Source organism: Aquisalimonas lutea (assembly GCF_030409225.1).
Classification (GTDB): Bacteria; Pseudomonadota; Gammaproteobacteria; order Nitrococcales; family Aquisalimonadaceae; genus Aquisalimonas; species Aquisalimonas lutea.
In genome coordinates this window covers 404,356-416,588 of sequence record NZ_JAUFPK010000004.1, presented here as the reverse complement: position 1 = coordinate 416,588, position 12,233 = coordinate 404,356, and the positions used below count along the sequence as shown (strand labels likewise).

At 68.1% G+C, this 12,233-nt stretch carries 12 protein-coding genes and 3 tRNA genes; 14 read left to right on the top strand and 1 reads right to left on the bottom strand.

Features of this window, described 5'->3' with window-relative positions; all coding sequences use genetic code 11:
- The first annotated feature begins 100 nt into the window (after positions 1-100).
- From uvrY to QWY84_RS13035, 12 genes are all read left to right on the top strand, one after another.
- On the top strand, positions 101-736 hold the full coding sequence (uvrY, locus tag QWY84_RS13090; RefSeq protein WP_290203156.1) for a UvrY/SirA/GacA family response regulator transcription factor: 636 nt from the start codon (positions 101-103) through the stop codon (positions 734-736).
- A 106-nt stretch (positions 737-842) separates the two neighbouring features.
- Positions 843-2,672, top strand: a complete 1,830-nt coding sequence (uvrC, locus tag QWY84_RS13085) for an excinuclease ABC subunit UvrC (protein WP_290203155.1) — start codon at positions 843-845, stop codon at positions 2,670-2,672.
- 7 nt (positions 2,673-2,679) lie between these two features.
- Positions 2,680-3,270, top strand: coding sequence for a CDP-diacylglycerol--glycerol-3-phosphate 3-phosphatidyltransferase (gene pgsA / locus QWY84_RS13080; protein WP_290203154.1), 591 nt, complete (start codon positions 2,680-2,682; stop codon positions 3,268-3,270).
- 37 nt (positions 3,271-3,307) lie between these two features.
- A tRNA-Gly gene (locus QWY84_RS13075) sits at positions 3,308-3,383 on the top strand.
- A gap of 90 nt (positions 3,384-3,473) precedes the next feature.
- Positions 3,474-3,547: transfer RNA gene (locus QWY84_RS13070), tRNA-Cys, on the top strand.
- Between the two features lie 86 nt (positions 3,548-3,633).
- Positions 3,634-3,720: transfer RNA gene (locus QWY84_RS13065), tRNA-Leu, on the top strand.
- A 20-nt stretch (positions 3,721-3,740) separates the two neighbouring features.
- Positions 3,741-4,337 carry a class I SAM-dependent methyltransferase gene (locus QWY84_RS13060; RefSeq protein WP_290203153.1) on the top strand — a complete coding sequence of 199 codons (597 nt, stop codon included), beginning with the start codon at positions 3,741-3,743 and terminating at the stop codon, positions 4,335-4,337.
- Positions 4,338-4,365: 28 nt separating this feature from the next.
- Positions 4,366-5,787 carry a pyruvate kinase gene (gene pyk, locus QWY84_RS13055; RefSeq protein ID WP_290203152.1) on the top strand — a complete coding sequence of 474 codons (1,422 nt, stop codon included), beginning with the start codon at positions 4,366-4,368 and terminating at the stop codon, positions 5,785-5,787.
- A 159-nt stretch (positions 5,788-5,946) separates the two neighbouring features.
- Complete coding sequence (locus QWY84_RS13050) at positions 5,947-6,669, top strand: ABC transporter ATP-binding protein (protein WP_290203151.1); 723 nt, start codon at positions 5,947-5,949, stop codon at positions 6,667-6,669.
- Positions 6,666-7,370, top strand: a complete 705-nt coding sequence (locus tag QWY84_RS13045; protein WP_290203150.1) for an ABC transporter ATP-binding protein — start codon at positions 6,666-6,668, stop codon at positions 7,368-7,370. Before QWY84_RS13050 ends, QWY84_RS13045 begins: the two co-directional genes overlap by 4 nt.
- Before the next feature lie 5 nt (positions 7,371-7,375).
- On the top strand, positions 7,376-8,245 hold the full coding sequence (locus QWY84_RS13040; protein ID WP_290203149.1) for a branched-chain amino acid ABC transporter permease: 870 nt from the start codon (positions 7,376-7,378) through the stop codon (positions 8,243-8,245).
- A complete protein-coding gene (locus tag QWY84_RS13035) occupies positions 8,245-9,219 on the top strand; it encodes a branched-chain amino acid ABC transporter permease (RefSeq protein ID WP_290203148.1) in 975 nt (324 codons plus the stop codon). Before QWY84_RS13040 ends, QWY84_RS13035 begins: the two co-directional genes overlap by 1 nt.
- A 108-nt stretch (positions 9,220-9,327) precedes the next feature.
- Here QWY84_RS13035 and QWY84_RS13030 read toward each other — a convergent pair whose 3' ends face one another.
- A complete protein-coding gene (locus QWY84_RS13030; RefSeq protein WP_290203147.1) occupies positions 9,328-10,542 on the bottom strand; it encodes an ABC transporter substrate-binding protein in 1,215 nt (404 codons plus the stop codon).
- Between the two features lie 272 nt (positions 10,543-10,814).
- On the opposite strand from QWY84_RS13030, the gene QWY84_RS13025 reads away from it, so the two are divergent.
- Complete coding sequence (locus QWY84_RS13025; RefSeq protein ID WP_290203146.1) at positions 10,815-11,342, top strand: DUF192 domain-containing protein; 528 nt, start codon at positions 10,815-10,817, stop codon at positions 11,340-11,342.
- 40 nt (positions 11,343-11,382) lie between these two features.
- Positions 11,383-12,075: a glycerophosphodiester phosphodiesterase gene (locus QWY84_RS13020; RefSeq protein ID WP_290203145.1), complete on the top strand. Its 693-nt coding sequence runs from the start codon at positions 11,383-11,385 to the stop codon at positions 12,073-12,075.
- The last annotated feature ends 158 nt before the right edge of the window (positions 12,076-12,233 follow it).

The window sequence follows — 12,233 nt, the reverse complement described above, 5'->3', positions numbered from 1 at the left end:
ATGACGTATCATGATCGCGGGACAGGGAGAAACGGATGCCAGGGGAGGGATCATGGAAGCGAGGGAACCCGGCCCGCCGTTGACGGGCACAGGAGTCAGCATGCGCGTGCTACTGGTCGACGACCACCAGCTCGTTCGCAGCGGCATCCGCCGCCTGCTGGATGACGCCTGGGACATCGAGGTCGTCGGCGAGGCCGGCAGCGGCGAGGATGCCGTGCAGCTGGTTCGCGACACCGGTCCCGACGTGGTGCTCATGGACGTGAGCATGCCGGGGATCGGCGGGCTCGAGGCGACGCGCAAGCTGCTCCGCATCGATCCGGAGCTGCGGATCATCGCCCTGACCATCCATGTGGACGAGCCGTACCCCAGCAGGCTCATGGAAGCCGGGGCCATGGGATACATCACCAAGGGCTGTGACGAGCAGGAGATCATCGGCGCCATTCGGGCCGTGCAGCGGGGAGAGCGCTACATCGGCGCGGATATCGCCCGGCAGATGGCCCTGGCCGGGTTCGACGGCACCCGCGGCGGCCTGGACAAGCTCTCCCAGCGGGAGATCCAGGTCATGATGATGGTCACCCAGGGCTACAAGATGCAGGAGATCTCCGACACCCTGTGCCTGAGCCCCAAGACCATCAGTACCTACCGCTACCGCCTGTACGAGAAGCTCGGGGTGGAAACCGACGTCGAGCTGACCCATCTGGCGATCCGCCACGGCATGATCGATCAGATGTCCTGAGCGCGCGGCCGCCCCGGGCGATGCCCGCCCCTTGAACCGGGTGGCTGCCACCCGTACCTCCGTGGGTAGGCGTGAGTGACGCGCCGCACCGGAGCAGCGAGCAGGAATGACGGAAGCCGAGTTCGATCCCCAGGCCGTGGTGCGCTCCCTGCCGGACCAGCCCGGTGTCTACCGGATGCTGGATGCCGCCGGCGAGGTGCTCTACGTGGGCAAGGCGCGCAAGCTTCGCCGGCGCGTGGCCAGCTACTTCACCGCCTCGGTCAGGAACCCGCGCACCCGGGCCATGGTGGCGCAGGTGGCCGACATCGGCTTCACGGTCACGCACACCGAGGCCGAGGCGCTGATCCTCGAGAACAATCTCATCAAGGAGCACAGCCCGCGCTACAACGTGCTGCTCCGGGACGACAAGAGCTACCCCTACATCTACCTGTCGGCGCAGCAGACCTTCCCGCGGCTGGCGTTCCACCGCGGCGCCCGCCGGGGCGCGGGGCGGTATTTCGGCCCGTTCCCGAGCGCCGGCGCCGTGCGCGATACCCTGAGCCACCTGCAGAAGGTCTTCCCGGTGCGCCAGTGCGAGGACACATTCTTCGCGAACCGCTCGCGGCCGTGCCTGCAGTACCAGATCAAGCGCTGCACGGCGCCGTGCGTGGGCTACATCTCGCCGGAGGAGTACGCCCGCGACGTCGAGCACGCGATCATGTTCCTGGAAGGGCGCAGCGGCGATGTCATCGATCGCCTGGTGACGCAGATGGAGCAGGCCTCCGAGGCCCTGGACTTCGAGAAGGCCGCGCAGCTGCGCGATCGCATCGCGACGCTGCGGAGCATCCAGGAGAAGCAGGCGATCACCGGCGAGAAGGGCGACCTGGACGTGGTGGCCTGCGTTGCCGAGGCTTCCGGCGTATGCGTGCAGGTGTTCGTGATCCGCAACGGCCAGAACCTGGGCAACAAGACCTTCTTCCCCCGGGCACCGGAGGACACCTCCGCCGGGGAGATCCTGTCCGCCTTCCTGGCGCGCTACTACCTGGGCCGGGATACGCCGGCGGAGATCCTGGTGAACGTCGACGTGCCCGAGCGCGCCGTGCTGGAGACCGCGCTGGCCCAGGATGCCGGCCACGCCGTGCACATCCGCCAGCGGGTGCGCTCCGATCGCAGGCGCTGGGTCGAGATGGCCGTGAACAACGCCCGCACGGCGCTGCAGACGCGCGCGGCGCAGCAGGCGGGGCAGGGCCGGCGGATGGAAGCGCTGCAGGGCGCGCTGGACCTCGAGGCCGTACCGGAGCGGCTGGAGTGCTTCGATATCAGCCACACCCGCGGCGAGGCCACGGTGGCTTCGTGCGTGGTCTTCGACCGCGACGGGCCGGTGAAGTCCGACTACCGGCGGTTCAACATCGAGGACATCGAGCCCGGGGACGACTACGCCGCCATGCGCCAGGCCCTGGAGCGGCGGTACCTGCGGCTCAAGCGCGGCGAGGGGGTGCTGCCGGACCTGCTGATCATCGATGGCGGGCCGGGGCAGGTGCGCCAGGCCGTGGACGTGCTCGAGGAGCTGCAGGTCGACGGCGTGATCATCGCAGGGATCGCCAAGGGGCCCGACCGGCGTCCCGGCGAGGAGAAGCTGTATCTTCCGCACAGGGATGAAACGGTTATACTGCCGGCGGATTCCTCGGCACTTCATCTTCTGCAGCAGATCCGCGACGAGGCGCACCGGTTCGCCATCACCGGACACCGGACGCGCCGCAGCAAGACGCGCAAGAGCTCACGACTGGAGGACATCCCCGGTCTCGGCCCCAAGCGGCGGCAGAACATCCTCAAGCAATTCGGCGGTTTGAAAGCGGTTTCTCGTGCGGGTGTTGAAGATCTGGAGCGGGTCCCGGGAGTGAGCCGGGAGATGGCAAGGCGCATTCACGACACGTTTCACGGTGATGTTAAGGACTGATTCGCCCATGCAGATGAATCTGCCCAACAGCCTGACACTGGCCCGGATCGCGATGATTCCGATCTTCGGTCTGGTGTTTTTCCTGCCGGTCGGCTGGTCCGGTTTCGCCGCCGCCTCGGTGTTCGCCCTGGCCGCGGTCACGGACTGGCTGGACGGCTGGCTGGCCCGCCGGCTCCAGCAGACCTCGGCGTTCGGCGCCTTCCTGGACCCGGTGGCGGACAAGCTCATGGTCGCCGTCGCCCTGGTCGCCCTGGTGGCGGTCAATCCGTCGCCGCTGTTCGCATTGCCCGCGGCGGTGATCATCGGCCGCGAGATCGCGGTGTCCGCGCTGCGGGAGTGGATGGCGGAGCTGGGCAAGCGGGCGACGGTGGCCGTGAGCGTGATCGGCAAGTTCAAGACCGGGGCGCAGATGGTGGCCATCATCATGCTGCTCTACGGACAACCGGTGGCGGGGCTGCCGACCGCGATCCTGGGGCTGCTGCTGCTCTACATTGCCGCGGCGCTCACGCTGTGGTCCATGATCGTGTACCTGCGCGCCGCCTGGCTGGTACTGGAGGCGGAGCCGCGGGAAAGGGGATCGTCCGCCTCGGAGACTTGACACCGGGGGCGGCAGGAATAGAATACACGGTCTTGATGCGGGAATAGCTCAGTTGGTAGAGCACAACCTTGCCAAGGTTGGGGTCGCGAGTTCGAGTCTCGTTTCCCGCTCCAGGTATCGCAACCCCGGCCCGTGCCGGGGTTTGTCGTTTGTGGCTGCCCCGTGGCCACAATCGCGCGAGATGTTAAACTCCCCCATAACACGGCTCGGTGGCAGAGTGGTGATGCAGCGGACTGCAAATCCGCGTACGTCGGTTCGATTCCGGCCCGAGCCTCCATCTTTACGAACATGCATCCCGGCGCGATCCCGGACGCCTGCACGCAAGCGGTCGCGAGCGACCGGATCGGGGTCCGGGCCGATGTCGCGGGTGTGATGGAACAGGTAGACATAGCAGACTTAAAATCTGCTGGGCTCAGGCCCGTGCCGGTTCGAGTCCGGCCACCCGCACCATTCCCCGGGGACGGCGCGCAATGAACGGGACGCTGGCGAACCGCTGGGATCGCCACTACAGCACAGCGTCGCCCCTGGACGGTCGTCCGGCGCAGGTCCTCACCGACAACCTCCACCTTCTACCCGCCGGCGGCCTCGGGCTCGACCTGGCCGCGGGCCTGGGCGCGAACGCCCTGGTCCTGGCACGGCAGGGGATCGCCTCGGAAGCCTGGGATGTCTCCGGTGTCGCCACACGCATCGTCAATGCGTACGCCGGCGACAACGGCCTGCCCGTGACCGCCCGGCGGCGGGACGTGATTGCGAGCCCGCCGACGCCCGGCGGCTTCGATGTCATCGTGGTCAACGCCTTCCTGCACCGGGAGCTGTGTCCCGCCATCGCCGACGCCCTGCGTCCCGGGGGGCTGCTTTTCTACCAGACGTTCTGCCGTACGCGGGTCACCCCCGGCGGCCCGTCCAACCCCGATTATCTTCTCGCCGACGGCGAGCTGCTGCGGCTGTTCGCCGCGCTGATCCCCGTCGTCTACCGGGAGGAAGGGCGGATCGGCGATCCGTTTCGGGGTTTCCGCGACCGTGCCATGCTTGTGGCACAACGACCTAACACACGAGACACGGCCTGAAAGGCCGTCGAAGAGAGGAGAGCCGGCATTGCCGCGTAGAACAAAGATTGTCGCCACACTGGGGCCGGCGACCGAGGATCCGGCCGTTCTGGAGGAGATCATCCGGGCGGGCGTTTCGGTGGTACGGCTGAATTTCTCCCACGGCGAGGCACAGGAGCATATCGACCGTGCCGCCGCCGTCCGGGCAGCGGCGGACCGAGTGGGCCAGGACGTGGCCGTCCTGGCAGACCTCCAGGGGCCGAAGATCCGCACCGACCGCTTCCGCGACGGGGCCGTGCACCTGGAGGAGGGCGGCGCATTCTGCCTGGACGCCGAGCTGCCGGCGGACGAGGGCACGCGGGAGGCCGTGGGTCTGACCTACAAGTCCCTGCCGCAGGACGTCGCCGCCGGCGACACGCTGCTGCTGGATGACGGGCAGATCGTGCTGCGTGTGGACAGCGTCGACGGCCCGCGCATTCACTGCCGCGTGGATCTCGGCGGCGAGCTGTCCAACAACAAGGGAATCAATCGCCAGGGCGGGGGGTTGTCGGCTCCGGCCCTGACCGACAAGGACCGGGCGGACATCGAGACGGTCGCGGCCCTGGCGGCAGACTATGTCGCCGTCTCCTTCCCCCGCTCCGCGGCGGACCTGGACGAGGCCCGGGAGCTGCTCCACGCCCGCGGGAGCGCGGCGGGTATCGTTGCCAAGATCGAACGCGCGGAGGCGGTCACCGCCATCGAGTCCATCACCGGCGCGGCGGATGCGGTCATGGTGGCCCGCGGCGACCTGGGCGTGGAGATCGGCGACGAGGAGCTGCCCGGGGTCCAGAAGCGCATCATCACTACCGCCCGCACCATGAACCGCGCCGTGATCACGGCCACGCAGATGATGGAGTCCATGATCACGCACCCCACGCCCACCCGGGCGGAAGTGATGGACGTCGCCAACGCCGTCATGGACGGCACCGATGCCGTGATGCTGTCCGCGGAGACGGCGACCGGGGCCTACCCGGTGCGGACCGTAGAGGCCATGGCCCGGATCTGCCTGGGGGCGGAGCGGCAGCGGTCCACACAGCGGTCCCACCACCGGCTGGACTCCCACTTCGACCGCATTGACGAGGCCATTGCCATGGCCTCCATGTACACGGCCAACCACCTCGACGTACGCGCCATCATCGCCCTGACGGAGTCCGGCTCCACGCCGCTGTGGATGTCCCGGATCAGCTCCGGCATCCCCATCTACGCACTCACCCAGCACGAGACGACACGCCGACGCACGGCGCTCTACCGCGGCGTCTTCCCCATGGCCTTCGACATCATGCATCACGACGCGGCCATGGTGGTACTGGACGCGGTGGAGACGCTCAAATCCGCCGGCCTGGTTACCGAAGGCGAGCTGGTCATCGTCACCAAGGGCGATTTCCAGGGGATGTCCGGAGGCACGAATGCCATGAAGATCCTGCGCGCCTGAGCACGGGACGCACGCGCACGCGCCTTTCAGTGATTGAACTGGGAAATGTTACCAGTACAATCCCTGAGCTTGGCGTCATCGGACACGCAAACGGGTGCGCGTGTGATCAGAATCGAGAATATATCGAAATCCTTCGGTGGCTTGCAGGCGGTACATGACGTGTCGCTTGAGGTCGAGCCCGGGAGCATTACCGGGCTGATCGGCCCCAACGGCGCGGGCAAGAGCACGCTGTTCAATATCGTCGCCGGCCTCATCCGGCCGGATCACGGGCGCGTCTACCTCGACAATCGCGACATTACCGGCCATCCGCCCTACCAGCTGTTCCACCAGGGCCTCGTGCGCACCTTCCAGATCCCCCACGAGCTCGCGCGCATGACCGTCCGCGAGAACCTGATGGTGGTACCCCCGGGCCAGACGGGCGAGAACCTGCTGGCGAGCTGGTTCAGGTGGGGGCGGGTACGCCGCCAGGAGGCATCGGTCCGGGAGCAGGCCGAGGAAGTGCTCGATTTCCTGTCCATCCGCCATCTGGCGGACGAGCGGGCGGCCAACCTCTCCGGCGGCCAGAAGAAGCTGCTCGACCTGGGCCGCACCATGATGACGGAGGCGCGGGCCGTACTCCTCGACGAGCCGGGCGCCGGGGTCAACCGCACGCTGCTGGGCCGGATCACGGACGCCATCCAGCGCCTCAACCGCGAGCGCGGCTACACCTTCTGCCTGATCGAGCACGACATGGACCTGATCGCACGGCTGTGTGATCCGGTGCACGTCATGGCCAACGGGGCGGTCATCGCGTCCGGACAGATGAGCGAGATCCGCCAGAACGAGGAGGTGCGCGAGGCCTATCTCGGCGGCGCGGCGGCACGGGAGGGCGAGGCGCAATGAGCCTGCTGCGCGCGAACGACATCTACGGCGGGTACGGCGGTGCCGATATCCTCAACGGCGCGAGCATCGCCGTGGACAAGGACGAGATCGTCGTCATCATCGGCGCCAACGGGGCGGGGAAGTCCACCCTCATGAAGGCCGTGTTCGGGCTGCTCCACGTGCGCTCGGGGGAGGTGGTCTACCGGGACGCACCGATTACCAACGGGCGCCCGGAGACAATGGTCACGCGCGGGATCGCGTACGTGCCCCAGGAGCACAACGTCTTCCCGTCCCTGACCGTGCAGGAGAACCTGGAGATGGGGGGATACGCCCTCAAGGGCGATCTCCGGCCGCGGCTGGAGACGGTGTACGGCCTGTTCCCGCGCCTGGCAGAGCGGCGTCGCCAGGAGGCGGGCCTGATGTCCGGCGGCGAGCGGCAGATGGTGGCCATGGGCCGCGCCCTGATGATCGAGCCCAGCCTCCTGATGCTGGACGAGCCGACGGCCGGCCTGTCGCCCCGGCTGATCGACGAGACGTTCCAGCGCATCGCCAGCATCCGCGATCTCGGCATCGGCGTGCTGATGGTTGAGCAGAACGCGAAACAGGCACTGGCGATCGCCGACCGGGGCTACGTCCTGGCCACCGGCGCCAACCGGTTCGAGGACACGGGGCCGAACCTGCTGGCCAACCGCGAGGTGGCCGAGATGTTTCTGGGGGGCTGATAACGGTGTATACGCTCATCGAGCTGATGCAACTGAGCATCTACGGGATCGTGCTCGGCAGCATACTGACCCTGGGCGCCATCGGCGTGTCCATGATCTTCGGGATCCTGCGTTTCGCCCATTTTGCCCATGGCGACCTGCTTACCGTGGGCGCGTACTGCGGGCTCGGGTTCCTCAGCCTCACCGGTGCGCCGGTCTGGTTCGCGCTGCCGGCCGGCATGGCAGGCGCGGCCGTCGTCGCCGTACTGGTCGACCAGGCCGTCTACCGGCAGATCCGCCGCACCCAGCCCGTGATCCTGCTGATCTCCTCGTTCGGCATGGGCCTCATCATTCGCAGCGTAGTGCAGGTGATCTGGGGCCCCGACGTCTACAGCTATCCCGGCGGTATCCAGCGACCGTGGCAGATCTGGGAGCTGTCGATCATTCCCAACCACGTGTGGATCCTGCTCGCCGCCGTGGTGCTGGTGGCGCTGCTGCACCTGTTCCTGACCCGGACCCGTCTCGGCAAGGCCATGCGGGCGATGTCGGACAACATGGACCTGGCACTGGTCACCGGGATCCCGGCGGAGCGCGTCATCATGATCACCTGGATCATCGGCGGCGCCCTGGCGGCGGGTGCCGGGGTGCTGCTGGGCATGGACTCGCGGCTGACGCCGATGATGGGCTGGAGCACGCTGCTGCCGATCTTCGCCGCCGCCATCGTCGGCGGCATCGGCCGGCCCTACGGCGCCATCGCCGGCGGCATGCTCATCGGCCTGGCCATGGAGATCTCGACGCTGTTCATTGATCCCTCGTACAAGCTCGCCGTGGCCTTCGTGATCATGGTCGCCGTCCTGATCGTCCGGCCGCACGGCATTCTCAAGGGAGCGTGGTAATGGAGCTCACGGGCATTGCGGCGTACCTGGTTTCGTTCTTCACCTTCGTCGGCATCTACAGTGTCCTTGCCCTGGGCCTGAACATGCAGTGGGGCCTCACCGGGCAGTTCAACATCGGCATTGCCGGGTTCTTCGCCATCGGCGCCTACACGTCGGCGATCCTCACCACGTCGGAGACGACCCGCCATCTGGGCGGTTTCGATCAGCCGTTCCTGGTCGGCCTTGCCGGGGCCGTGGCCGCTTCGGCGCTGCTCGGACTCGCGGTCGGCTGGATCACGGCGCGGTTGCGCACGGACTACCTGGCCATTGCCACCATTGGCATCGCCGAGACACTGCGCCTGGTGATCGCCAACGAGGGCTGGCTGACCAACGGCGTTCGCGGGGTGTCGGGCATCCAGCGCCCGCTGGACGGGACATTCCAGGCCCTGGGCCTGGGGTCGGGCCTGGGGTCGCTGCTCGTGGTCCTGGTATTCGTCGGCATTGCGTATTTCTTCGCGGAGCGGGCCCGCTGCTCACCCTGGGGGCGGGTCCTGCGCGCCGTCCGTGAGAACGAGCCGGCCACGGAGGCGGCCGGCAAGAACGTCGGCCGCTTCCGCCTCGAGGCCTTCGTGGTCGGCGCCGGAATCATGGGCCTGGGGGGCGGGCTCTACGCGCACCACTTCGGCTTCCTCAGCCCGGAGGCCTTCCTGCCGCTGTACGGCACTTTCCTCGTCTGGGTCATGCTCATCGCCGGGGGCAGCGGCAACAACAAGGGGGCGCTGCTCGGCGCGGTCGTCATATGGATCATCTGGTCCGGTAGCGAATTCGTCATGCGCGGCGTGCTCCCGGAGGGCTACGGAGGCCATGCCGGGCCGCTGCGGGTGATCCTGATCGGCGTGCTGCTGCAGGTGATCCTGATCACGCGCCCGGAAGGCCTGCTGCCGGAGAAAGCGCCCCGCGACATCGGCAAGGGGGCTGGTCGGCGGGAGTCCTAGGGCCGATTGCTGCGCCTGCCCTGGCGGGCATGGCCGTCGGCGCGGCGGGGTCTCGAGGAGGGAGGGCGGCGCAGGCCCGGCCTGCGCCGCCCGGTAACGGCAAGCTTCTTACTCGCCCGGTGCGAAAACCCGCACGTTGCGGATCTCGCCGCCCTGGATCTCCCAGTGAGCGAAGGAGCCCGGTACGTCGCCGTTGTCGTCGAAGTCGACAGAGCCGGAGGCACCCTCGTAGTTGATCTCCTCACCGTTGGCGAGCAGCTCCAGGGCCTTCTCCCATTCGCCGGGGTAGACCTTCTCGCCCGGGGCGCGCGACACCGAGCGGAGGTTATCCCGGATGGCCTCGCTGTCGGTGGTGCCCGCCTGCTGGGCGGCGAGGGCGATCAGGTGGACCGCGTCATACGCCGTGTCCATGAACGGCTGCGGAGGCACCTCGCCGTATTCCGCGCTGTAGGACTCCTCGAAATGCTGCGCACCGGGCGTACCCTCCGGAGCCTGCGGAACCGAGCCCACGGTACCGTTCATGAACTCAGCGCCGATGGCCTCGATCAGGGCCGGATCCTGCAGGCCGTCGGTGAACACGAAGTTCTCGAACATGCCGCCCTGAACAGCCTGTCGGAGGATGGTGCGGCCGTTCTCCGGATAGCCGATGAGCACCAGGCCCTCGGGTCCGCCACGGCCGACACGCCGCAGATCACCCCGGTACGAGGCCTGCCCCGGCTCGTAGGCGGCCACCTGCGGGACTTCCCCGCCTGCCTCGGTGAACGCCTCCTGGAACGCCTCGGCGAGCCCGAGCCCGTAGTCGTTGTTGATGTGCAGCACGGAGAGGCTCTGGTAGCCCTCGTCCTGGGCGATCTCGGCCAGGGCCTTGCCCTGGAAGGCATCCGAAGGAACGGTGCGGAAGAGGAAGTCGTTGTCCGCGAGATCCGTGATCACCGGCGACGTCGAGGCGCCGCTGATCTGCGGGATGCCCTGCTCGCTGCTGACACTCTCGGCCACGGGGATGGTGACGCCGCTGGACAGCGCGCCCACGAAGGCGTGAACGCCGTCCACGGAGGCCAGGCGCTGGGCCGCATCCACGCCCGCCTGCGGGCTGGTCTGGGTATCACCCGAGGTGAGCTGGATGGGCTCACCGAGAACCCCGCCGGCCTCGTTGATTTCCTTGACGGCGAGCTCGATGCCGTTCTCCGAGGTTTCACCGTACGCCTGGAGATCGCCGGTCAGAGGGACCAACGCACCGATGTGCAGCGGCTGCGCGCTCGCGCCGGCGGTTGCCCCCAGCGAGACCGCCAGCCCTACGCCAATTGTCCGAGCCAGATGGTTCATTTCTCTTCTCCTTTTGCTTGGACTTACAAACGCTTCGCACGGCCCCCGCGAATGCCGTGCCGGCTGCCGAAGACAGCGGATCGGCACTTCCGGGAAGGCCCCGACAACGTCCGTAACATCCCGAGAATACTGCCGAGCCGGACCAGCTGCAAACGCCCGTCGGCGTGATGGCGGGATTCTTCCCGGGCTCGTGGCGTGGCAGACTGCAGCGGTACGCCCACCGGTTTCGGGGGCGAGCCCATCACGGCGGTTCGCAACACGGCGGTAGACCTATGACGGCAACACGAGCGCGGGCCTGGACGGCCCTCATGTTGGCGGGCCTCGTCCTCGGTACCGGGACGCTGCCTGCCGTGGACGACCAGGGACAGCACGGGGCAGCGGCCTGCGCCGAGGAGACCGAGGCCGTTGCGGGAATGCCCACGGCCGAGCTCGGCCTTCCGGGCGGCAAGCATCTTCGCGTGCGGGTGGCGGCCACGGGGGCCGACCGGGCCGCAGGCATGCAGCACCTGTGCGCGGAAGCCGTCGACGCGACCGCCATCCTGTTCGTGTTCGAGCGGCCCCGGCGTCCGCACTTCCACATGAACAATGTCCACGCGCCGCTGGACATCGCCTTTATCGCGCCCGACGGGCGCATCGTCGAGGTACACCGGATGACGCCGGACCAGGAGACCCTGACCTCGCCCGGAGAACCGGTGGCGGCGGCGCTCGAGGTCGCGGCGGGGCGCGGCGCCGCCTACGGTCTGGCCGCCGGCGCCGTCGTGGAAATGCCTGCCGGCTTGCCCGGCCGTGCCGGGAACTGACGCCGGCGGGCCCGCCGCCAACAGAAGCATTGGTGACGCAATGATCGTCCTCGGCCACCGCGGCAGTGCCCTGCACCGGGAATCGGAGAACACCCTCGAGGCGTTTGACGCCGCCATGCGGGCCGGGGCCGCCGGTGTCGAGACCGACGTACGCATGACCGGTGACGGTGCACTGGTGCTCCTGCACGATGCCTGGCTCGACGATTTCCGCCGGATCAACCGGCTGACTGCCGAGGAGGTCGACCGGTGTCGGGCGGGGCAGGGCAGGCCGCCGGCCGTACGCGTCGACGAGGCGCTTGCCGCGTTCCCCGGTGCCGTCTGGAACCTCGAGATCAAGGACCCCGCGGCTGCCGGCCCGCTGGATGAGCTGCTGCGTCGCCACGACGGTATCAGCGTGCTGCTCACCTCCTTTCACCATGCCGCGGTCGGCGGACGGCGCGGGGCCCGGGGCGACCGGCGCGCCGGGTGGCTGCACGCGCACCGGCCGGCCTCGGTGGTGCAGTTCGTCGCGGCGCTGAATGCGGCCAGCGGCATCGACACCGTCGTCTTCGACGCCCAGTTCTGCGATGAACCGCTCCTTGCCGCGTGCCGGGAGGCCGGTTATGCCACGGGCGTCTACAACGCCGTACCGGGCGACGAAGGCTGGCTCCTTGCCCGCGAGACAGTGGACTACCTCATCACCGACCACGTCGAGCACTTTCTCGGCTGCCGGCGGGAACGGGAATCACCGTAACCGGGGAAAGGTTCGCCCTAATGGCGGCGTGGCCGCGCCGCGCACTAGACTGCCTGTAGCAGAATCCCGAATCGCTGCTTGTTGCCGAAGCTGCTGCAGCGCACTGCTTCCGCATGCGTGCGCGGCGCGTTCATTTCTGCGAGGCATAGAGGGGATCC

What these genes read in the sequence shown, in the direction of transcription:
- QWY84_RS13035 (WP_290203148.1), top strand. Translation starts at nt 8,245, where the DNA reads ATGGAGCTCACGGGCATTGCGGCGTACCTGGTTTCGTTCTTCACCTTC.
- pgsA (WP_290203154.1), top strand. Translation starts at nt 2,680, where the DNA reads ATGCAGATGAATCTGCCCAACAGCCTGACACTGGCCCGGATCGCGATG.
- uvrC (WP_290203155.1), top strand. Translation starts at nt 843, where the DNA reads ATGACGGAAGCCGAGTTCGATCCCCAGGCCGTGGTGCGCTCCCTGCCG.
- uvrY (WP_290203156.1), top strand. Translation starts at nt 101, where the DNA reads ATGCGCGTGCTACTGGTCGACGACCACCAGCTCGTTCGCAGCGGCATC.
- QWY84_RS13020 (WP_290203145.1), top strand. Translation starts at nt 11,383, where the DNA reads ATGATCGTCCTCGGCCACCGCGGCAGTGCCCTGCACCGGGAATCGGAG.
- QWY84_RS13060 (WP_290203153.1), top strand. Translation starts at nt 3,741, where the DNA reads ATGAACGGGACGCTGGCGAACCGCTGGGATCGCCACTACAGCACAGCG.
- QWY84_RS13045 (WP_290203150.1), top strand. Translation starts at nt 6,666, where the DNA reads ATGAGCCTGCTGCGCGCGAACGACATCTACGGCGGGTACGGCGGTGCC.
- QWY84_RS13025 (WP_290203146.1), top strand. Translation starts at nt 10,815, where the DNA reads ATGACGGCAACACGAGCGCGGGCCTGGACGGCCCTCATGTTGGCGGGC.
- QWY84_RS13030 (WP_290203147.1), bottom strand. Translation starts at nt 10,542, where the DNA reads ATGAACCATCTGGCTCGGACAATTGGCGTAGGGCTGGCGGTCTCGCTG.